We start from the raw sequence: 22145 nt of genomic DNA, 5'->3' as shown, positions 1-22145 counted from the left end.
TTTTAAAGGAAGAATGATCTTAGAATGGTAGCCGCTACAATTAAGAAAATACAAGCCCCAAACCAGCTTGCTGCTGTCTTGCTTGTATCGGGATCACCACTTGAGAATTTATTGTAAACCTTTACCCCTCCAATAAGACCAACCACTGCTCCAATAGCATAAATTAGTTTAGTGGCTGGATCAAAATAAGAAGTAACCATTTGGGTGGCTTCTGTGATACCAGCAGCTCCGTTTCCTTGAGCCAGTAGCGGTAAACTACTTAGTACAACTAGTAGTAATAATAGCCTTTGTTTGATTGTTTTTGTTTTCATAAGAATGACATTTATTTGGTTATAATCATGCCCTTTGCATGATACTTTGGTAAATGTCTTTGGAAAACAGATTAAGGCATTGATTGTGGAAGTTTGGGGACGCACATGGCGATAAGATGCAATGAAAAAGGCGTTAAGTATGGTTTACTATAACGCCTTTAGGCTTCTTTACACAAAATCATTAATATTAAAATCCTCATTATATGTTGGTTGTTCCTTTTTGGGTGATTTTTTGCTTAATGATTGGTCTAATAGTTTTGCTATTGTCTTAGCAGAATCAGGCATTGCCTTTTGCAGTAACTCAAGTAAATCAGACCCTTCAATCTTTTTAGCTGTTTTAATTGTAGTATCACTAATTAATTCTTCTTCAATAGAGTTTACAAACCTATTAAGCTCATCCATACTTACTCTCTCTGTAAACTCATTATCTAAAGGTTGTAAGTCATTACTTAGCTCTTTTTCTTCCTCCTCTAAATCAATTTCATCTTCTTTAGTTAGATATAATGATTGCTTTAGCATAATTGGTTTACTTTCTCCTATGATACTTACAGGGACATCTTGTTTAAAAGATAGCTCTTCTGTTTTAGATTGGTTCTCTTTTTCAATTGGTTTGTTTTTATTTAATAACATAAGAGCTATAATAATAACAAGACTGATTATTATGACTATTTCCATAGTCTAGAAAATAGGTTTATACTTCTGGTTAAACTTTTCTACAATCGTCTGTGAAAACTCCTCAAAATGGTTGTCTAATAGATTATCTAAATAAGCATAAATAGAAACCTTGTCCTCTCCTATTACCTGAATAATACGAGTGAGTTTTTCATGAAACTCTGGTCGGATGTAAACCGTTTTACCATCTCTAGCTCTAGTTGATGTTTCTTTTAAAAAAGTCTCTACATAATTCTCTTTGCTCTTAGTAACTTGCATTGGAGCAGATTTTCTAAAGTGTTTGAATTTTCTCATTATAAAATAGGTTTAAATTTGTCATTAAAATATTGGGTAATCTCTTGGCTATACTCTTTTAAATGCTGTTTTAAAATATTGTCTAAGTAAGAATAAAGCGTTGTTTTTTCTTCTTTAGCCAGTTGGATAATGCGAAGTAGTACTTCGTGATATTCAGGTCGTATATAAACCACCTTCCCTGCTCTTGTTGATGGAAAGTCATTAATCAAAAAGAGTTCTTGATATTTAGTAATTGAGGTCTCTTTCTTTGTTTTTTTCTCTTTTGTTTGTGATGCTTGTTTTTGTATTACAGGTTCTATTTCAGCTGTCTTTTTAGTTTTTGTTGTAGCCTCTACTTTTATATCACCACTCATAATATTCATTAGATAGTCCTCATCTACTAATTCTTTCTGAGATTCTTGTTTGGAAGTGTTTTGCTCTTTCATTGATTGAGAGTTTAAAGATTAGTAATAGTTAAGAACTCCTCTATAAATGCCGATAGATTAGTTGTTTTCATATGATTAGTGTCAGTAGGTAGCAAACTTGATCGAAACACATACCTGCCTTTAGCTTCTTTTTCTTTTCTAAAGCGTTTACTGTCTTTTATCCTTGCATGCATAATAGGAAGATTCAATTGATTAATAACTGTTTCGTAGTTATCATATAAATCAGTCTTTTCCCTCCCATCTACTTGATTCCAGAAAAGCCAGAGCTCCTGTTTAACAGAGCTTTGTTTGTTTTTTGGTAGTTCACCAAAGGCTTTAGTAAAACCTAAAGTGCTTTCCACAACCAATCGATCTGCGATAATTGGGCTAAAGATGTAATCCATACTATTTAAAGTAGATAATACACCTTTAGTGTTAGCCGTTCCTGGTAAATCAAAGAATACAACATCAAAGACTTGATTCAACTCTTTCATTGTTTCTTCTGCTATTTCTAAAGCGTCATCAGCTTTACATTTTACAATGGAGTATGCTTTCTTTTTGAGTATCTGAAACTGCTTAATAGCAGCTTGTTTGTAATATTCATTTTGCATGATACTATCCTTATCACGCTCTCTCATATGAACTAAACTGTTCTGAGGAAAATCACAATCTAAGACAAGTACATTATAGCCTAATCGATAATGTAGTTGACTTGCTAAGAGTGTTGTTAAAGTAGATTTACCTACTCCGCCTTTTTGTGTATAAAAGCTAATTTTTAAAGGTTGTTTTACTGTTTCCATATTGTACATTTTAAATGGTTTACATTTTTCGTTATGGATAGTTGTAAGTTTTAGTTTGTTTAAAACAAAATGTTTGTCTTTAACAAAGTGATGTTTGATTTACTGCTTTGCTTGTTTAAAGCTTTACATCGTATTTTAAATGAGTATGCTTTACCATTAAGTTGAGCTTGTTTAAAATGACCTTTCCTACTTTACCAAAACAATGTTTACTTTAAACTTTAGCTTTTTCGTTTTTTTACAACCTTGTAAACAGGTTCCTTTAAAAAACATAAACCGTAAAAACTGTTTTATGTTTTTCAAACATTACACTTTTATTTTTTTACTGAAAAATCATTTTAAAAAAGTTTTAAAGCGCTATTTAAAAGACAATTGCAAAACTTACTTTACTATCTTACAGCAAAGAAAGTATATATACAGATTGAAAACTTTAAATGGAATTTTAAGGCTACTCTTGGCACTTTAGTGTCAAATAGTGAGTGATTTACTAATATGAAATCACTTTAGATTTTACTTTATAAAATGTATTTATATCTAAATAAGTTACTGCAAAAGTAACAGCAAGTTATGTTTTGAGGCACTCGAAATAAGGTTCGAGCTTTCAAAACTACTTGCTCTTGCAGAGGGCTGGAAAACTACTCCGAAGTCGTGGTTTTTAGTTGAAATAGTAGATAGACTCAAAATATTGAGTGGTTTACGGATTTCCGTAATAAAATTTAAGAAAAGTTTATTATGTTTGAAAGAAACAATCTTAGCAGTAACCTTAAATACGATACATAAGACAAATGAGAGAAACACCAGAATTTATAGATACATATTCTGACGACCTACTTTATCTGATAGACTTAAGAGACAGTTATTTGACCCACCCAGGTAAAGTAGTAATTGACTTTTTATTTCAAGCTTCTATTTCACGACTATTTTGTGTTTTTATGATAGGAGGAATTGAAGCTATGATTGAAAATTGGAAAGAAAGGGACACTAATAACATCTTAGAACCTTACTTTGCTAAATCAAGTAATGAAGACAGAATTACTGCTTTAAGTAATAGCTTTAAGACAAACAGAATTGACGTAGATGAAAAAATACTAAAGCAATACTTGGCAATAAAATATGTAAGAAATACTATTGTTCATAGTGGTTGGAATGAAAACCAAAAGGATTTTATTACTGAGCAAGGTTTTCCTACGGACACAAGGAAACTGACAGATGATCATTTACAAATAATGTATGCTGTAAATAATGAAATGATGATGTATATCGCATCAATTCAATTAAAAAATTACATCAAACTTGGCGATTATAAAAAACTTCCTGACTACAAAAGGTATTTCACAAAAAATCAACTTGCTGGATTCTTATGGCAAAATCTTGAAAAGATTAATTCTTTAATTGGCCAAAATAAGGAAATAACTCAAGATATGCTAGAAGAAGCATTGTATGATTGGAGTTTGTATAAAGAGTTAGTTTTGACAAATCATATTGACATCAGTAAGTTAGAAAATAGTTCTCTAATTCTGCAAAAACTTGTTGACGAAAGAAAATACTCTAAAATACCAATTGGATATCTTGACTTTGAAAGAATAAGCTCCACTGAGATAGAAAGTGATGAATTTTTAGAATTTCTAAGTGAAGTTTTGAATTTAAAAAAAGAAGAAGTTCTTAATTTTATCGAGGCATACAATGTTGCAAAGAAATGTTATGAAAGGATGAAAAATATAACGGCAAGTTCTCTCTTGAAAAAATTGTCTAAGTCTGAACTTTCCATTTCTTCTTATAACATTGAACAAGAAGCCGAACTAGCCGAAAAAACATTTAAGCTTGGACGACTATATTATGACTACGCAGAACAGAGATAAAAAGGCTACTGCTAACAAGGTTTTTGAAATAGTAAGGCAAAACTGCAAAGTTCAACGGTGTTTCTTCGGTTTAACTTTTTTGCAAAATTGAAGATTATTACTTCGATTACCCCACCATTACCCCACCAAAAAACGTTAGGCGACATTATACCAAACTTAACATTAAATACAGAATGAATCAATCAAAACTTGAACAAAAGTTATTAAAGGATTTATACCTTAACAATCCTAATAGACCCTTAGAATATACATTCTCTGAAATTTATAGTTTTTTTGATTTTCAAGAATATACAGAAGAAGAAATATTAGCAATTGTCAATAATTTAGTTGAACGAAAATTTATTATTTATAAAAGAGAAATGTATTCTCTTTCAAGAGATACTTTTTTAAAACTAAAAGACAAATACAAATTCTCAGTACTTTTAAATTCTGAATACGGAAAACTTATTGTTCCTCTAATGGTAAGTATAGTTGTTACTATAACATCTTTAATTCCAAATTTATCTGAATTATTTACATCTAAATCTTCTGATAAAGAAAAAATGGAAATTCAAATTAAAGAATTAAAAAAGCAATTGGAATTTAGTATAAATGAAACTAATTTAATTATTGATAGTTTAAACGTAAATAAAACAACTCTAATTGAAATAGAAGTTCAACAACTAAAAATTGAAAATAAAAAAATTTTACAAAATATAAATGCTCTTAACTCCTTATTGGAAGAAAATCCTAAAAAATTTGTTGAAATAGCTAACCTAAAAAGAGATATTGAAGATATTAAAAAGGAACAAAATTCTAATAATGAATCTTTACAAAGAGAAGTTGACAGAATCTCATCATACAATAATACATTAATTGCATTTATGATTACATTCTTAGTTGCATATATTGGACTAGGAGTTTTTAATTTAGTAAGAAAAAATGAATCAATACGATAACATAGGTTTAGCGTAACGGGGTAAATGATAAAGTGAAAGTTTTCAGTTTTCTATGTCTAAAAAAGCCAAATAAATTGACTTTTTGTCTTAAATTCATCAAATGAATCGGCTTTTACTTACTGTGTTGCTAAATTGAAACTTTTCGCTTCAATTTACACCACTGACGCTAAGCTCCGATACGTTGTTAGTAATTATAACCAAAAATAATGGATAAAAAATATCAAGTCTTTGTTAGTTCAACCTATACTGACCTTTTAGAAGAAAGACAAGAAATAATGCACGCTCTTTTAGAATTAGACTGTATTCCAGCTGGAATGGAATTATTTCCAGCGTCTAATGAAGACCAATGGAGTTTGATTAAAGGAGTAATTGATGATTCAGATTATTATATTGTTATCGTAGGAGGCCGTTATGGCTCTTTGGGTTCAGAAGGTGTTAGCTACACAGAAATGGAATATCGTTATGCTTTGGAGAGTGGAAAACCTATAATAGCATTTTTACATAAAGATCCTGAATCTATTCCAAAAAAACATACTGAAAAAACTACAGAAGGACAACAAAAATTGGATGATTTCAAACTTATAGTCCAACAAAAGATGTGTAAATATTGGGCAACTCCTCAGGAGTTGGGAAGTGTTGTTAGTCGCAGTTTAATCAGTCTACAGAAAAAATTTCCTGGCATAGGGTGGATTAGAGGAAATGTAGTATCTAGTTCAGAAGCAAATATTGAAATACTAAAACTTAAAAAAGAAATAGAAACACTCCAAAATAAACTAAATGAAGCTAGGACTAAAGCTCCAGATGGTAGTGAAAAATTTGCTCAAGGTTCAACAGAAGTAGAACTGAGTTTTTCCATTAAATATGGAGATTATCGTTCTTCTGCAAGAAACTACAACAGAAAGTTCACTACTAATTGGAATGAAATTTTTTATTGGATTTCACCCTCTATGATTGATGAATTATCAGAAGAGCAATTTAAAGCTTCTATAGATAAATTTGTATATAATAAAACTTATGCAAAAATAATAAAGGAAGAAACATTTACAGATGGAGGGAATTTTTATTCATATGCTTTATTTGAAAGCGATTATCAAACCATAAAAGTTCAATTAAGAGCTCTTGGTTTGATAACAAAAAGCAATAAATCAAGAAGTATAAAAGATAATGGGACATATTGGTCTTTAACACCTTTTGGTGATGAGGTAATGACTAGACTAAGAGCAATTAAAGCATAACTGCTCACAACAAGTGTTTTGCAAAGTGACTAGTTAAGAAAAAAACTATCTTTTGTATAAAATCAATTATTAAATAGTACATTTGATATAGAATCAAACAATTCCAATCATAGTTTAAAACTTTCGTAATTAGGTGCGCACGACAATTAAAAAAAGTAAACACCCCTATTTATAAAGCATACGAAGTAAAAGAGGCTAACCCTCTTTCTCCACAACATAAATAGGATTATTACCTATTAAAAGTTTCAAAACAATAGAAAAGCCTGTAACTCATTCAGTTTACAGGCTTTTCTATTTGACTTAGATATTTATTTGTTTTAAAAGTGCACAAAATAAAGATGTCTAATTAGGTGCGCTATCTCACAAAGATCTTTTTTTTCTTCTTTTGATCCTTTTCTCAAAACTCAACTCTTCATAATCTATCTCTTGGTTATTGTTTAAAAGATTAAACAATGATAAAAACTCATCATTATTAAAATTGGTAGTATCAGAATGTAAATGCTCAAACATTGGATGTAACTCGTCTGATTCATTAGTATTAGCTTGTTGAGAAGGTATTAAAATTGAATTGGTATAATCTTCTGCGTTACTCCACTTTTTATTTAGTGTATTAGCAGATAGCTCTTTACTTAAATCAGAACCTTTATAGACACTTTTAGAGTTGTGATCGATAAAAGTTACGCCATAGATACGATTGTCTTTGTTTTGGAATAAAACAACGTTTATTCCGTGATTTAAAAGTTCTCCTTTAAACTCTTGTTGTGAATTTGTTGTATTTAACGCTATCTCAATTGTATGTTTAAGGTTCTCTTTATTAGGTAAAGATTTTAGTTTTTCTTTTGATGTTTTAAAGTGACTTTCAAGATTTTGATAACTTGCATTTTTTCCAAAAAGGGAAGCCTTAAAAGGATTACTTACCTTCTCTCCTATTTCATTTAAAGCAAAGTACACTAAACCGTGTTTGGTTTGTCCATTGTAGGAAGCTTCAACCTTTTCTGATCTGATGTTAAATAGGGATAATAAAGCATTATAACTTGTTAGACTATCATACTTATAATACTTGGGTAGATATCGTATTACTGAGGCTATTTGAGCTTTTAAATTATGTTTGGTATAATCAACTGGTATAAATTGAATCTGTTTAGATTCCTCTTTTGTTTGATTTATAGAAGAGGTTAGATTAAACTTCTTTTCAATATCTCTACAGGCTTTCATTGATTTTAAATGATCATATTTATCATCAATTTTCTTTCCTTCTAAATCTGTACAGACTGTTACGATATGAATGTGTTCTCTTTCTATATCACTGTGTTTATAGACAATGTAAGGTTGATTTTCATAGCCCATACTATTCATATACTGCTTCGCTATTTCATTTAAGGTCTCGTCTGTTAATTTATCATTGGGATTCGGATTCAAAGAAATATGTCTTACAACTTTCTCTGTCTTGTTATTTAAAAGTAGATAAGGCTCAAGGTGTTTATAAAGTTGAGTGATGTAGTTTGAAGTGTTATTTGGTTCTGGTAGATTATTTGTAAACAAAACAGAACCTTGTCCTTTATCAACTTTTAATTGATTGTAGGACAAAGCTCCTATAAGATTACTTCCTTTACCAATCTTAGCTATCATAACTTATAGATTAGTATTTAAGTGCTTGTCTTCAAACTCTTTGGTTAGCTTGATAATGTAATAGCAAAGTTTTGATAAATCTTTGGTATACTCTTCAAGTTTTGAAATAGAACGTTTGGCTCTATTTTCTGAGAAGTACTGGTTACAAAGTTTTACAATTTGGTTGTAGTTCACTCCTACTGCTCTAAATTGATTAAACAGTTTAGTTAGTAATCCGTGATATTGCAAAGCAGCAACATCTACTTTTACTGTTTTAACTTGTCTATCTAAAAGCATAGAAACAAGAAAGCTTGCTTTGTTTGTCATTCCTGATGATGCAAACAAAGCAAGCAATCGTTGGTTTTCAGATTCAGTGAGTCTAAAAACATGTCTGTATTTTTTAGGATTGGATTTTAGTTTTCTTCCTCCTTTGTTTTTAGTGGTAGTTTGCATGGTTTCTTATCTTGATTTTTGTCAAAATAGGAAATACTTATATCGCTAAACTTCTAATGGCTCTTAGAGGTCGTATTTGGAAATAATCAAACACTCTTTTAATTTTTTACTTATAACTTTGTACTTTAGTCTTTGGACGAAATAAATTTATAATAAACACATAACTATGAAAATTGATGCTATTCTTTGGGATTATGATGGAACATTAGTAAACTCTGTTCCTAAAAATATTGATATTACTAAAGAAATATTAGCTAAGGTCGCCCCTAGATTAACAAATGAGAATCTTCCTATATATTTAAAATCTGAAAGTCAATATCATATTGCTAATCACCAATCCAAAAACTGGCAAGATTTGTATGTAAATTATTACAGAATGACAGAGAGTGAAATGCTTGAAGCGGGTACTCTTTGGACTGAATATCAATTAAAAAACACAACCCCTGTCGAATTGTTTTCTGATATTAAACAAACTATTACACAAATTGATTTACCTCAAGGTATTTGCTCTCAAAATTCATCAAATAATATACTTAAAGTTTTAAGATCAAATAACCTTCAACATAAGTTCAAATCTGTTATTGGATATGATGATATACCAAATAATATGCAGAAACCTAATCCTTTTGGAGGACTAAAATGTTTAGAGCAAATCTTTACTAACTTCTATAATAAGAACATTATATACATTGGAGATCATGAAGGAGATGTAACATTTGCTAAAAACATAAAAAAAGAATTAAACAATAATGGTACAGTCATTTCTATAGCTGTAAAGTATAGCAATTCAGACACAAAAAACTGGAATGACAAACCTGATTATGAAATCAACACACCACTTGAATTAATCACACTTTTAAATAGTTTTTAACTGATTCTTGAAATATTACTAAGATGTTTGCTTTTGATAATACGAAGAAATAACACTTAAAATTATAGGTTACAAGTAATTACTCGTAACCTATAATTTTTACTTTGTCACAGATACCCAATCAACAAAATCACACAAGTCAATCAATTCTTCTTGTTTTAGTTGAACGACGGTATTAGCGCTACCTCCTGCTGGATAGAGCACTTGGTGTCTTTTTAAAGATTCATCAAAGTAGACTTTGGTTGATTCTTTTACCTTAAAAGGACAGACTCCTCCTACTTGGTGACCTACTAACTTTTCTACATCTTCATATTTAAGCATCTTGGCTTTGATACCAAAAGTGTGTTTAAAAGTTTTATTATCTATTTTACTATTTCCTGAAGCGACGACCAAAATAGCGGCTCCCTCTTCTGGGGCAAAAAGCGTTATACTCTTTGCTATTTGGTCACTATCACAACCAATCGCAATTGCAGCTTCTCCTACAGTAGCTGTACTCTCCTTAAATTCAATAAAACGATCTTCAAAGCCCTTGCTTTTTAGATAGTCTTTCACTTTTAAATGGTTCATAATAATTAATATTGGTTTTTAAAAATAGGAATTATAATACAATTGACAAGTTTTAATAATGTAGGTTTGTTATCAATGGAGGTCAAATAATACTACCTAGTGCCATTTCAATTAGTGTTCTTAAATCTACTTTTACTTTAAATCGTTAATCTTAATTACATTTATTATGCAATCAGAAGACGATTTAAAAGCGCTTGCTAAAATCTTAGCATTTATGCGAGCAGTAAGTATTTTAATTATGCTTATGCACTTATACTGGTATTGTTATTCTTTCTTTTTAAGTATTGGAATAACACACACTGTTGTAGATCGAATACTAGTAAACTTCAACCGAACAGCAGGACTGTTTTCTCATTTACTTTATACTAAACTCTTTTGTTTGGTTTTACTTTCTTTAAGCCTGTGGGGAGGCAAAGGCGTAAAACATGAAAAGATAACAATCTCTAAAATCATAAGTGTTTTTACAGTTGGTTTTAGTTTGTTTTTTTTCAACTTCTTCTTACTTGATTTTGGATACGCTTGGAGCGCGATACTGTATATAGCAAGTACCTTCTTAGGGTATATTTTACTTCTTGTCTCAGGAGCTTGGATTAGTAGGCTACTAAACGATAACCTTATGCAAGATGTATTTAATTTTGAAAATGAGAGTTTTATGCAAGAGACTCGTCTTATTGAAAATCAATACTCTGTTAACCTTCCTTCAAGGTTCTATTACAAAGGAAAATGGAATAGTGGTTGGATAAATATTGTTAATCCATTTCGGGCGACTATCGTTCTTGGTACTCCAGGTTCTGGTAAATCTTATGCTGTGGTGAATAACTTTATCAAACAACAAATTGAAAAAGGATTCTCGATGTATATTTACGATTTTAAGTTCCATGACTTATCAACTATAGCTTATAATCACTTGTTATTACACAAAGATAAATACGCTATTGTTCCCAAGTTCTATGTTATAAACTTTGATGATCCAAGTCTCAGTCATCGTTGTAATCCGATTAACCCATCGTTTATGACAGATATATCTGATGCTTATGAATCAGCCTATACCATAATGCTTAACCTTAACCGCTCATGGATACAAAAACAAGGAGACTTCTTTGTAGAATCTCCAATCATACTCTTAGCAGCTATTATATGGTTTTTGAAGATTTATCAAAATGGAAAATACTGTACATTCCCTCACGCTATTGAACTACTTAATAAAAAGTATGCTGACGTATTTACTATTCTTACCTCCTACTCTGATTTAGAGAACTACCTCTCTCCTTTTATGGATGCTTGGGAAGGAGGAGCGCAAGACCAATTGCAAGGGCAAATAGCTTCTGCTAAAATACCTCTATCTCGTATGATATCACCATCACTATACTGGGTAATGACAGGGGATGATTTTTCGTTAGATATTAATAATCCAAAAGAACCTAAAATACTATGTGTAGGAAACAATCCTGATCGTCAAAATATTTACTCTGCTGCTCTTGGGCTTTATAACTCACGTATTGTAAAACTCATCAATAAAAAAGGACAACTTAAAAGCTCTGTTATCATTGACGAGCTACCTACTATCTACTTTAGAGGACTTGACAATCTTATTGCTACTGCCCGTAGTAATAAAGTAGCGGTATGTTTAGGATTTCAAGATTTCTCACAACTTAACAGGGATTACGGAGATAAAGAGAGCAAAGTAATTCAAAATACAGTTGGAAATATCTTCTCAGGTCAAGTAGTTGGAGATACAGCTAAAGCCCTATCAGAACGCTTTGGTAAGATACTTCAAAAGCGTCAAAGTATTTCTATTAATAGAAATGATCGTTCTACCTCCTTCTCTACCCAGCTTGATACACTTATTCCTGCTTCTAAGATATCAACCCTTACCCAAGGAATGTTTGTAGGGGCTGTGTCTGATAATTTTGATGAACGTATAGAGCAAAAGATATTTCACTCAGAAATAGTGGTTGATAATGAAAAGGTATCTCAAGAAATGAAATCTTATCAAAAGATACCTCAGATAACTTCTTTTATAAACGCTAAGGGTAATAACACTTTAGATGAAACGATTCAAGCTAATTATAGACAAATTAAACTTGATATTGAATCAATTATAGAATCAGAGCTAAAACGCATTGAAAACGATCCTGAATTGGCTCATTTGATTAATAAGAAGAAGTAAACTTATCTTCTAGTTCTTCAGGTTAATAGTGGTTTTATTTTTTATCAATTATCTCACTAAGCAAGGTAATGCTCCGCGGTTCACTTTCAAAAAATTCCCCCATAAATGCTTGACCTTGTCTACGCTTTATTGCGTTGCTTTTTGAGCTTGCTTAAGCATTACCTGTAGCTGCTCCATAATTAATTAAAAAATATAATATTATGGAATCTACAGTTTTAAACAACAATTGGTTAGTGGCATCAGAGATAGAACTAATCTACAAATCTAAAGTTAAAGCATCACAAAGACCAAGAATTGACTCTTCTTATTCTGCTTTTGAAGTAGCTTTAAAAGCATGGGATGAGAATAAAATTGAACTATTAGAACAATTTAAAGTACTTATGCTTTCAAACAATAATAAAGTACTTGGTGTACTTGAGATATCATCAGGTGGTATTACTGGAACAGTCGTTGATCTTAGATTGATATTTGCTGCTTTACTAAAGTCTAAAAGTACAGCTATGATCCTTGTACACAATCACCCTTCAGGGAAATTACAACCAAGTGATGCGGATAGACAAATCACACAAAAGATTAAACAAGCCAGCAATATTCTTGATATTGCTCTTTTAGATCATTTAATAATAACACCTGAGAGTTATTACTCTTTTGCAGATGAAGGCGTCTTATGACGCCTTATTTTTTATTATATAGTCAATAAATCTTATTTCAACTCTTCTAAATTATCACATAGCTCTTGTAAGCTATGTAGTAATTTAGCGACATGAAGTCCATCGCATGTCGCATGATGTACTTGTATTGATATAGGCATCAATATTTCTTCATTGTTTTTAATATACTTACCCAATGTAAAAATTGGAGCAAAATAATCACCAAAACCAGGTACATTTAAATTAAATCCATCAAAACTCACCCAAGGAATCATAGAAATATTAAATATATTCTCTATTTCTTTTTGTGGTGACATTGAGTAATCTCCTTTATATTTCTCATATACTCGATCATACTCTTCTAAAAAGGTTTTAAAATCTCCTTTATACACAGAACATAATTCTGAGAATGTCTCTGTTTCAGGATGCATAATAGTATAAGCTGGGTTAACAGTATCCCACTGTATTAACTCTCCATCCTTCATGGCAAATTTAAACTCAGAATGCTTATTAACCGCTTTAGTTATTAAGTAAATAATCGTAGGGTAGAACTTGTACTCATGTTCTCTTATAAAGAGTATCACCTTACTTATATCTATTTTAGTGGTTAAACTAAACCCACATCTCAATTGGTTTTTAAAGTGATAAAAATGCTCTTTTCTATTCCAAGACTCTACATCAAATTTTTTATAGTTCATTTCTAAATTAGTTATGAAAACAAAAATATAAATATCTTTCTAAATTAGATTTTCACAATTCTTGAAAAGCCACTAAATCAACTCAAAATGACATCTTAGTTGACTAAAACATCTTAATATCATTTTCCCTAAGTACACGACAAAAAACTAAAGCAATTGATATTTAAAGGGTTGTATTCATTTTTAGAAAGTAATAATCTTGATAAGTAGTCAAGTCCAAGTTTAAATACACTAATAAGCCTATTGCCATGATTCTTGATTTTGATAGGTTTTATAGTGTCAATATAGTCCCCAATCTTATAGCACCACACAAAAGCGATCATCACTAACATGAGTAGTTTTTCAATTCTATCTATTTTTTTCAAGTGTGTATCTTCTATATTAAAGCCACTAGACTTGAAGGCTTTAAATAGTGTTTCTATCTGCCATCTTATTTTGTAAGTATCTAAAGCTTTCTCTGGTTTATTAAAACCTATGATTATACAGAAGTCTATTTTACCATCTGTTATCACTTTAGTTCCAGAGATATAACATAGCTGATTATGAATTCTAACAATCTTGTGATACTGTCTTGTTTGACCAGGTTTTAAGTTATTAAATAGATGAGAAGCTGTTATTTCTTTCTGTTTACTATACAAGTAAACCTTGAAGTTATTTCTAATACGAATGTAATATTTAATTTGCTTATCATTTAGATAGCTAATCCAATCCTCTCCAACAAATTCTCTATCTGCTAATACACAATTAATACAATCTTTACCAAACCAATCAATAAAAGTATTAATGAGTTCTTTTCGCTCATTTGTATTTGAATTACCTCGTTTATCTAACATTTTAAACAGTATTGGAAAACACATATTCTTATAACTAATACCTAGCATTAAGATGTTTATGTCTTGTTTACCAAACTTCCAATTGGTGCGATCCATTACAAGAACATAGGATTCCTGGGTAGGAATAAGCCCAAAGATAAGTCTTGAAATCCATTCCAATTTTAAATCAACTGAGGATATAAAGCGCTGAATACGTCTATAGTTACTACTAGTTTCAGCACAGTTGTCAAATCCCAGTTGATACTTTAGAAAAATTCACAGACTTTACTTTGCATAGAGAGACGATAAACAAACAAATAAGTCGGATCCTAGCTAACCCTAATTTACCTTTAAAATTGGCTTTTATAGTTGTTAGAAGTTCTGTATTTTTGTACTCTAGGCTGTTGTTCGTTTTTAAAGACATTCTGTAGGAGGAAAACTTTAATATACTGAATATCAGCCTTTTTTGCAAATCACTCCTCCCTTTATTTCTCTTAAAATCAACTAATTAATACTTTTGTCGTGTACTAAGGTATTTCGGGACCTATTAATATAGATGATAATCAAAATGAGTTATCAAAAATAAAAAATTTAAGTGATTCAAAAACATTCCAACCATTCACTACCAGTATAATAAATATTTTTCCATATAAGGATAAGTCATATCTATTAGTTGCTCAACACAAAGATTTTCCTCATTCTATGAGCGTATTTATCTTGTAAAACATGCTCGTAGCTAAAAACCAAAACATAAGTGCCATGAAATTAATCAGACCCTAAGGTCATAATACTATTTATCATGGAAAACTTAATGCACTCAAAAGTTTATGTTGGTACTTATGCTAAGTATAACAATGGTTCAATTAAAGGAGATTGGATTGAGCTAAGTAACTTTAGCTCTATTGAAGAGTTTTATGAATGTTGTTCAGAACTACACGCTGATGAAACAGATCCTGAATTTATGTTTCAAGATTGGGAAAACATTCCTTCTGAATTAATCTCAGAAAGTAGCCTTTCAGAAAATACCTTTTCAATCATTGAAAAAATATCCGATTTAGATTATAAAACTTTAGAAGCTTTTGCAGCTTGGATAAGTATAGGTAATCACGATATTGAATCTGATGATATAGACTCGTTATTTGAATCATTTGAAGATGATTATCAAGGATATTATAACTGTGAAGAAGATTTCGCTTATCAAATCATTGATGAATGTTACGATTTGTCTGATTTTGTAAAGTCATACTTTGATTATGACAGCTTTGCTAGAGATCTATTTATGAGTGATTATACTTATGAAAATGGTCATGTATTTAGAAATAGTTAATTGATTATTTCAATTAGTTTACATAATAAGAAGTTATCTGAATCAGATAACTTCTTGTTTTACTTTATTAGTTTTAAACGGATGGGTTTAAAATTTATTTACTTTTGTTTTCTCATTGTTTAATAAGCTTAAATAAGTACAAACAAATCAGTACTTCTTATCTTACCAAATAGTAATACAAAAAATATGAAAAGAATAAAACACTTAGGTATTTTAGCCTTAATGGCTTTACTTTTAGCTTCTTGTTCTGTACACGTAAAATCACATGGGAATAACGATGTACCTCCTGGACAAATGAAAAAAGTAACAGGATCAAAGTCAGCTAAGCCTTATGCTCCTGGACAACAGAAAAAACATGCTAAAAAGCATAAACACTAATAGATATAAATCAAAAGGAGTTACCTAGTTTTAGATAACTCCTTTTGATTTATTTAATTTTAGTTACTTGTTTTTAAATTCAAATCCAGTAGTACAATCTTCTTTTAAGATAAGGTAAGCATCGAACTTCTTCCCTGCTTTACTCACTAATCCTTTTAGGATTTTGGTTTTACCTTGTTGTATTAGGTCAGTGATATCATCAATAGTTAGTTTTACTCCACATACCTCCCTAAACAACACCCAACTACAATCAGTATCCAAACATTTCACTACCTTTTCTCTTAGTTGAAGTGTATGCCCTTTACACTTAGGACAAGATAGATGATCTGTTTCAGTGATTGGTTTAGTAGCTAAAAGCTCTACTGTTATCTCCGTAGTATAATCTTCAATTTGCCTATGGAAATCTTCCATATCGGTTTTATTCTCTTCTATGTCTTTAAAAGCAGATTCCCACTTAGCAGTTAATAGTACATCGGAGATAAGTTTATCCTTTACTATTTCATACACTTTAAATCCTTTCTCAGTTGGAACAAGCGACTTAGCTTTTCTTGTGATGTAGTCTCTTTTTAAAAGCGTTTCGATAATAGAAGCCCTTGTAGCTGCTGTTCCAATTCCAACATCTTTAATAACGCTCTGAAGTGATTTATCTTCTACCTCTTTAGAAGCGTTTTCCATAGCTGATAAAAGTGAACTCTCTGTATATAAAGCTTTTGGTCTTGTTGATTTTTCAAGAGCAATTGATTCTTTAATTTTTAGATTCTCGCCTTGTTGTAAATCAGGTAAATCTATTACTACCTCATCAGTAGTAGAAAGTTCTTTTCTTACCTCTCTCCATCCAAGTTCTATTATTGAAGAAGACTTAAAACTAAACTCATAATCCAAAACATTTAAGGTTACCTCTGTTTGCTTTTTTACACAAGGTTCAAATACTGTTTCCCATACTCTTTGAGCAATCAAATGATAAATGCTTTCTTCTTTAGCGTTAATCGCTGAAGGAAGTCTATCTGTAGTTAATAGTCCATGATGATCCGTAACCTTTACATCATTTACTATCTTCTTATTAAGCCTTGCCATCTTTAGTTTTAGAAGCAGGTTACTATATCTACTATCATCTGAAAGTACTTTCAATAAATTAGGAACCTCAGCCCATAAATCCTCTGGAATATACTTACTCGATGTTCTTGGATAGGTGATAAACTTCTTTTCATACAGGCTCTGAGCAATGCTGAGAGTCTCATCTGCTGAGAATCCAAAGAGTTCATTGGCTCTTTTTTGAAGTGAGGTTAAATCAAAAAGTAGTGGGGACTCTTCTCTTATTGTTTTGGTTTCTACTTTTTGTATTTTAACCTCACTTTGTTTGTCAATGAGTTTTAAAGCTTGTTCTGCTTTTTGTTTATCTTCCCATTTATCAGTTGAGAGCGATTTAAATAGTATACCGTCTTTTTGATGAATAAGTTCTATTTGATAGTACAGTTGCTTCTTAAAAGAAGTATTCTCTAAATACCGTTTACAGATAAGACTGAGGGTTGGTGTTTGTACTCTACCGAGAGAATACACCGAATCATTCATTGAAACAGTAAGTGCTTGAGAAGCGTTTATACCAACAAGCCAATCTGCTCTACTTCTACTGTGGCCTGCTCTAAAAAGTCCATCGAATTCGCTTCCTTCTCTAAGATTTTGTAAGCCTTCTTTAATAGCTTTTTCAGTTAGTGAACTAATCCAAAGTCTTTTAAAAGGTTTAGTACAGTTTAGGTATTGAAAAATATATCTTGCGATAAGTTCTCCTTCCCTACCTGCATCAGTGGCTACAATAATCTCTGAACACGTTTTAAAGAGTTTATCAATGACTTTGAGCTGTTTTAAAGCTGATGGATCAAAAGTATACTTATTTGCTTTTTTGACCTTTCTTGGAAGTAACAAATAAGACCTTGGTAAGATTGGTAAAGCTTCTCTTTTAAAACCTTGAAATCCATAATCCTCAGGCATAGCTAGTGATACTAAGTGACCAATAGCCCAAGTAACACAGTATCCTTTTCCTTCGATAAAGCCATCCTTTTTTGTTTTAGCTCCAACAAGCATAGCTATCTCCCTAGCCACACTTGGTTTTTCTGCAAGAATTACAATCATAGTCTTTAGCTTTACATTTTACGTCCTTTGCTTTTCTTTGGCTCATCCGCTTGTTTTTCTGACTGCGATTGAGCTTTTGACTGCTGTTCTTTGTTTGGATTTTGAAAAGAAAAGTCAGCTTTCTTAGTTTCTTTGTTATACGTCACATACCCTTGATAAGGATTACCTCGTTTATCTATCAAATCTTTGATGTAAATTGGTTTACCTTCCAGTAAATCGCTTTGCTGTTTTTTAGTAAGTTCTTTACCTCTAAAGGTTTTTAAATCATCTGAAAGTTGAGATTGATTTTGCGAGTTATTCTGACTCTGCTTATTGGTATTGTCAAACAAAAATTCAATATGTCCTTTAGCTGCGTTAAACTGAATCTCTGCATTAAATAGATTTCCTTTAGCCGAGGTCATTCCTTCCACAAGTAGTGGCTTTCCTTCTTTTAAAGTTTGAAGCTGTTCTTCACTTAAAACAATACCTTTTACCTCTTGTGGTAATTGCATCTTTTCAACTCTTGTAACTACAAGGTTATTAGTTAGTCTATCCACGCTTACAACCGAAGGGATCATTTCTTTAGTTGTTGGATGAACAAGATCCACTACCCTACCCATATTCCCTGTTTTTAAAAGATTGTGTTTGTCTTGTTTGGAAAACTCATGTCCATAAAGAGGTACATTTAAATTGGGATACTTCTTTACTCCTTCAAGAGCCATAACCACTTTACCTTCTTCGTTTTTTTGCAAAGACAGTCTTGCATCCAAAGAAAACACGGCAGAACCTAAATCTAAATTTACAGCTACTAAATCCTTGGTTTTATAACCTTGCAAGAGTGGTTCTAACAGATCCATTTCTTGAAGCTTTTCTTTTGAAAGCCCAAGTCTTGATAATGAATCCCAATCAATATCTTTAATATCGAACTTGTTAGAATTATACTGTCCCTCTTCTTTTGTTGGTTCAGCTACTTTATTTTCTTTCTTTGGCTCGTTACCAATTTCTGTTATCTCATGTTTTAAAAACAGCTCGTGAGTTGGTCCTGTTTGATTGAGTTCTTTTTGCATTTGATTAGCCATCTTAATAGTCAATAGCTCCGGAACTCTAAAAAAAGTAAACTGCGTTGGGTTTTTAAGTTGGCTGAAAAAATTAGAGAAGAAGTTGGAAAAGAAATCTCCGTTACGATCAACCTTTAAAAATTGATTTTGATTCTTTTTAGTAGCTGGAACTGTTTCAAGTTTACCATCTTTATCCAGTCCCTTTACTACCTGAATCTTGTTTTTTGTTTTGTCATTCACAAGAAGCACATCGTGCTCTACTTGTCTTTGTGTGGTTTCTGTACTCATAATACCTAGTTTTAAATGGTTAAAAACTTAAAACTAAAGCCAAGAGAGCCTGCTTAGTAAATAGTATGCTTTAAAGGTTACTCTTGGCTTTTAGCAGCTATTTACTTCTTGCGTACAGGATGTTTAAAACATTCTCTGATAAACTGATTGACATCAGAACGTTTGTAGTAAAGCTTACCACTAATTGTATAATAAGGAAGCTTACCATCTGAGCGGTAACGTTGCAGTGAGCGAGGGCTTATTTTAAAAAGTGCCATTACATCTTGACTGTCTAAAAGCTCTTCTCCATCTATAGTTTGAGTTTTTATAGGGAGCTCTTTTATATGTTCTGATAAATGATCGAAGCGTGTCATAATACGCTCCATCCATAAAAGGAATTCTATGCGATCTATATTCATAATGTTAGAATTTAATGGGTTAATTAAATTTGTTAGCTAACATTACAAAGATTAAGAGTTTGACAGAATAAATCTGCCAAGCTCTGCCAATGGGTGGCATTTTTTCGCTAAAAATATTCGCAAATAAAAACTAAATCATTTAATAAGTTTAATTAAATTATTGATTATTAACTTTTTAAAATCAAAATATTATGGGATTAAAACCAGGACCTAAAAGAACTGCTATTTCAACAGGTAAGCCTGACAGACGTCAGAGAGACAATAAAGACACTCCAGGCAATACGCCTTCTCTTAAACCACCTAAACGCAGTAAATAGGACACTAAGATTAATTAAAAAGCACTGTTTTGGAAAACGGTGCTTTTTAATTAATAGTTCTATAAACATCAATGCAATAAATTATCTGATTTTTTAAAAAACTAACAATTAATTCTTTATAAAAAAATTCAAATAAATTTCATTCATATGGCTAATTTTATATTAATAGTAGGTATTTTATCCCTAGTTCTTGGAATAGGACTCATATATTGGATAAATAGAAGAAAATTCTATCGTCGAAACGTAGCTGGTCTGGAAGGTTTTTCTAGTTTTGAAGCCTCTGTGTTTATACGCCTCTTAGAACGAATAGGCAAATGGTTAGCCTATGCTTTAATTCTTTTGAGTATCCTCCTATTTCTTGTTTACAAGAGTGAGAAGAAAAGGATTGAAAGAAAACATGAAGGTATGAAAACTGAAAAAATTATCTCTGTTCAATAAGTGTATTACTCAACGCAATACAGAGCATTTATTCTATCTTCATATTTAGCATAAAACCTTCTTTTATTTTCATTTAGCTTAGTCTCTAAAGTAAAGCACTCATTTTTCAAGTTGATCAAAACTTCTCGATCCTTTAGCTGAAATAAATCAATAAAAGTCACATTTAAAGTATTGGCAAGTTTAAAAATAAGAGCCCAATTACTAAAATGCTCTCCTCTTTCTAATCTACCAATAGTAACACTCTCACTTGCCACTAATAGGCTCAAATCTTGTTGGGAAAGATTCTTTTTGAGTCTAGCCAATCTTAATTTTAAACCTATATGAACATTAATAATCTTAACTTCTGTCTCAGTATATTTTTTCATATAGTAAAAATCTTTAAAGTGCAATACATTATTCGATACAAATTTGTATTGAATAAGAAATTTGCATATATTTGTATTAATATCAGATTACATTAATTCCAATCTGTATGTCTTAATGACACTTAAAATATTAAGCTAAAGCTTATTTGTTTCTCAACTTGAAAACTGGCACTTTTCTATTAAGTACAATGAGAAAATAAGTATCTTAGCCCATGACCTAGGCATGGGCTCACTTATTCATTGTACGGGTATGCCAGTACCTCAAGTTGGATAATGTGAGTACCCATGCCAACTTATTTTATATAGGTTTGTCATTTACTTCTCACTTTATTGAAATTCTTAAGTTTCGCTTTATATTAAACATACTACATACCTCTTATTCATACCGTCTCCCAATTAGGTATATAGAGGTTTAAAACAAAGGTGGATTTGTTTAGTGTTCGTTATTTTATGAATACTTGCAATACCTTATCTATCCTTAATGGACTTATCGAATGTTCTATTCGAGATTTTTTCAATTATTACATTTTATTAAACAACAAACAATTAGTAACTAAACTCACATTTAGCCTATGATTAAACTTTAGTTTAACTAAATCTTATCGATGTAGATTGATTTGACATTAACTCTTTAATGTTAGATGGCTACCCTATTACCTATTTAGTTAGAGTTATAACACATTTTACGCTAGGTCTAAAAACAGTTTTTAGATGCGTACAGGATAACTATTGCCTTTATCACACATAAATATAGCTCGTTCATCCATTCGGCTAAAAGGCAATAAAGATTAGTTAGTAAGGAAAAACGCTATGAAAAAAGTCTCTCCTACTGTTTATTTAATAATCTATTAATCACTTGTAAAACTATTTAATTATGGAGAAAAACCGCTTGCTATAGGGCTTTAGCCTAGGTGGTTAATTATAGGTTTAGACCTTAGTAGGCATTTAAACAAACAAAAAACAGTATAGTTTAAAGGGAGTTTTAAACTGTACTAAAAGTCCATGACTATCCCTTTGCTCTAGTTTGCATTTTGGGAGACGTGCTTTAGAGCTTGGGGATAGTTTTTATAAAAATATATATGAATTAAATATTACCAATTAACTAACCATTGATACAAAGACTTATTTAAG

General features: G+C 31.0%; 24 protein-coding genes. 10 read left to right on the top strand and 14 right to left on the bottom strand.

Annotated elements, in window-relative coordinates; genetic code table 11:
- Positions 1 to 2: 2 nt before the first annotated feature.
- From MPR_RS06540 to MPR_RS06520, 5 genes are all read right to left on the bottom strand, one after another.
- The gene (locus MPR_RS06540) at positions 3 to 311 is read right to left on the bottom strand and encodes a DUF4134 domain-containing protein (protein ID WP_006263328.1); all 309 of its coding nucleotides are present in this window, start codon (positions 309 to 311) and stop codon (positions 3 to 5) included.
- A 168-nt stretch (positions 312 to 479) separates the two neighbouring features.
- Positions 480 to 986, bottom strand: coding sequence for a hypothetical protein (locus tag MPR_RS06535; RefSeq protein ID WP_041890503.1), 507 nt, complete (start codon positions 984 to 986; stop codon positions 480 to 482).
- 3 nt (positions 987 to 989) lie between these two features.
- Positions 990 to 1277, bottom strand: coding sequence for a DUF3408 domain-containing protein (locus MPR_RS06530; protein ID WP_041890501.1), 288 nt, complete (start codon positions 1275 to 1277; stop codon positions 990 to 992).
- Positions 1277 to 1702 carry a DUF3408 domain-containing protein gene (locus tag MPR_RS06525; protein ID WP_041890499.1) on the bottom strand — a complete coding sequence of 142 codons (426 nt, stop codon included), beginning with the start codon at positions 1700 to 1702 and terminating at the stop codon, positions 1277 to 1279. Before MPR_RS06525 ends, MPR_RS06530 begins: the two co-directional genes overlap by 1 nt.
- 11 nt (positions 1703 to 1713) lie before the next feature.
- On the bottom strand, positions 1714 to 2481 hold the full coding sequence (locus MPR_RS06520; protein WP_041895229.1) for a ParA family protein: 768 nt from the start codon (positions 2479 to 2481) through the stop codon (positions 1714 to 1716).
- A 782-nt stretch (positions 2482 to 3263) separates the two neighbouring features.
- Between MPR_RS06520 and MPR_RS06515 the strand changes: the two genes are divergently transcribed.
- The 3 genes from MPR_RS06515 (at position 3264) to MPR_RS06505 (ending at position 6510) form a co-directional block, all read left to right on the top strand.
- Complete coding sequence (locus MPR_RS06515; RefSeq protein WP_041890496.1) at positions 3264 to 4337, top strand: hypothetical protein; 1074 nt, start codon at positions 3264 to 3266, stop codon at positions 4335 to 4337.
- 173 nt (positions 4338 to 4510) lie between these two features.
- On the top strand, positions 4511 to 5275 hold the full coding sequence (locus tag MPR_RS06510; RefSeq protein ID WP_041890492.1) for a DUF5457 domain-containing protein: 765 nt from the start codon (positions 4511 to 4513) through the stop codon (positions 5273 to 5275).
- Positions 5276 to 5481: 206 nt separating this feature from the next.
- Positions 5482 to 6510 (top strand): DUF4062 domain-containing protein, encoded by a 1029-nt coding sequence (locus MPR_RS06505; protein ID WP_041890489.1) that lies wholly within the window; start codon positions 5482 to 5484, stop codon positions 6508 to 6510.
- 360 nt (positions 6511 to 6870) lie between these two features.
- Here the strand turns inward: MPR_RS06505 and mobB are convergent, their stop codons facing one another.
- Complete coding sequence (gene mobB, locus MPR_RS06500) at positions 6871 to 8139, bottom strand: conjugal transfer protein MobB (RefSeq protein WP_041890486.1); 1269 nt, start codon at positions 8137 to 8139, stop codon at positions 6871 to 6873.
- Between the two features lie 3 nt (positions 8140 to 8142).
- Positions 8143 to 8571, bottom strand: coding sequence for a plasmid mobilization protein (locus tag MPR_RS06495; RefSeq protein WP_002992190.1), 429 nt, complete (start codon positions 8569 to 8571; stop codon positions 8143 to 8145).
- A 166-nt stretch (positions 8572 to 8737) separates the two neighbouring features.
- On the opposite strand from MPR_RS06495, the gene MPR_RS06490 reads away from it, so the two are divergent.
- Positions 8738 to 9442: an HAD family hydrolase gene (locus tag MPR_RS06490; protein ID WP_041890480.1), complete on the top strand. Its 705-nt coding sequence runs from the start codon at positions 8738 to 8740 to the stop codon at positions 9440 to 9442.
- A 99-nt stretch (positions 9443 to 9541) separates the two neighbouring features.
- Here the strand turns inward: MPR_RS06490 and MPR_RS06485 are convergent, their stop codons facing one another.
- Complete coding sequence (locus MPR_RS06485) at positions 9542 to 10009, bottom strand: YbaK/EbsC family protein (protein WP_041890477.1); 468 nt, start codon at positions 10007 to 10009, stop codon at positions 9542 to 9544.
- A 166-nt stretch (positions 10010 to 10175) separates the two neighbouring features.
- Between MPR_RS06485 and mobC the strand changes: the two genes are divergently transcribed.
- Both mobC and MPR_RS06475 read left to right on the top strand, forming a co-directional pair.
- The gene (gene mobC / locus MPR_RS06480; RefSeq protein WP_041890474.1) at positions 10176 to 12179 is read left to right on the top strand and encodes a conjugal transfer protein MobC; all 2004 of its coding nucleotides are present in this window, start codon (positions 10176 to 10178) and stop codon (positions 12177 to 12179) included.
- A 200-nt stretch (positions 12180 to 12379) separates the two neighbouring features.
- Complete coding sequence (locus tag MPR_RS06475) at positions 12380 to 12850, top strand: JAB domain-containing protein (protein WP_041890471.1); 471 nt, start codon at positions 12380 to 12382, stop codon at positions 12848 to 12850.
- Positions 12851 to 12882: 32 nt separating this feature from the next.
- On the opposite strand, the gene catA is transcribed toward MPR_RS06475, so the two are convergent.
- Both catA and MPR_RS06465 read right to left on the bottom strand, forming a co-directional pair.
- On the bottom strand, positions 12883 to 13527 hold the full coding sequence (gene catA, locus MPR_RS06470) for a type A chloramphenicol O-acetyltransferase (protein WP_041890468.1): 645 nt from the start codon (positions 13525 to 13527) through the stop codon (positions 12883 to 12885).
- 128 nt (positions 13528 to 13655) lie between these two features.
- Positions 13656 to 14540 carry an IS4 family transposase gene (locus tag MPR_RS06465; RefSeq protein ID WP_235280669.1) on the bottom strand — a complete coding sequence of 295 codons (885 nt, stop codon included), beginning with the start codon at positions 14538 to 14540 and terminating at the stop codon, positions 13656 to 13658.
- Positions 14541 to 15138: 598 nt separating this feature from the next.
- Between MPR_RS06465 and MPR_RS06460 the strand changes: the two genes are divergently transcribed.
- Both MPR_RS06460 and MPR_RS06455 read left to right on the top strand, forming a co-directional pair.
- Complete coding sequence (locus MPR_RS06460) at positions 15139 to 15666, top strand: antirestriction protein ArdA (RefSeq protein ID WP_041890465.1); 528 nt, start codon at positions 15139 to 15141, stop codon at positions 15664 to 15666.
- A 186-nt stretch (positions 15667 to 15852) separates the two neighbouring features.
- A complete protein-coding gene (locus MPR_RS06455; RefSeq protein ID WP_041890462.1) occupies positions 15853 to 16044 on the top strand; it encodes a hypothetical protein in 192 nt (63 codons plus the stop codon).
- Between the two features lie 63 nt (positions 16045 to 16107).
- On the opposite strand, the gene MPR_RS06450 is transcribed toward MPR_RS06455, so the two are convergent.
- The 3 genes from MPR_RS06450 to MPR_RS06440 form a co-directional block, all read right to left on the bottom strand.
- Positions 16108 to 18171 carry a type IA DNA topoisomerase gene (locus MPR_RS06450; protein ID WP_041890459.1) on the bottom strand — a complete coding sequence of 688 codons (2064 nt, stop codon included), beginning with the start codon at positions 18169 to 18171 and terminating at the stop codon, positions 16108 to 16110.
- An 11-nt stretch (positions 18172 to 18182) separates the two neighbouring features.
- Complete coding sequence (locus MPR_RS06445) at positions 18183 to 19496, bottom strand: DUF3945 domain-containing protein (RefSeq protein WP_041890456.1); 1314 nt, start codon at positions 19494 to 19496, stop codon at positions 18183 to 18185.
- Positions 19497 to 19597: 101 nt separating this feature from the next.
- Complete coding sequence (locus tag MPR_RS06440) at positions 19598 to 19894, bottom strand: helix-turn-helix domain-containing protein (protein ID WP_041890453.1); 297 nt, start codon at positions 19892 to 19894, stop codon at positions 19598 to 19600.
- A 191-nt stretch (positions 19895 to 20085) separates the two neighbouring features.
- Here MPR_RS06440 and MPR_RS18990 point away from each other — a divergent pair, with 191 nt between their 5' ends.
- On the top strand, positions 20086 to 20211 hold the full coding sequence (locus tag MPR_RS18990) for a hypothetical protein (protein ID WP_006256852.1): 126 nt from the start codon (positions 20086 to 20088) through the stop codon (positions 20209 to 20211).
- A gap of 147 nt (positions 20212 to 20358) precedes the next feature.
- The gene (locus tag MPR_RS06435; protein ID WP_041890451.1) at positions 20359 to 20649 is read left to right on the top strand and encodes a hypothetical protein; all 291 of its coding nucleotides are present in this window, start codon (positions 20359 to 20361) and stop codon (positions 20647 to 20649) included.
- Positions 20650 to 20654: 5 nt separating this feature from the next.
- Here MPR_RS06435 and MPR_RS06430 read toward each other — a convergent pair whose 3' ends face one another.
- Complete coding sequence (locus tag MPR_RS06430) at positions 20655 to 21014, bottom strand: helix-turn-helix transcriptional regulator (protein ID WP_006256855.1); 360 nt, start codon at positions 21012 to 21014, stop codon at positions 20655 to 20657.
- Positions 21015 to 22145: the final 1131 nt, after the last annotated feature.

The sequence above is a fragment of the Myroides profundi genome, assembly GCF_000833025.1.
GTDB classification, from domain to species: Bacteria; Bacteroidota; Bacteroidia; order Flavobacteriales; family Flavobacteriaceae; genus Flavobacterium; species Flavobacterium profundi_A.
Note: the sequence above shows the minus strand (reverse complement) of the source record. Positions and strands in the feature narration are given on the sequence as shown.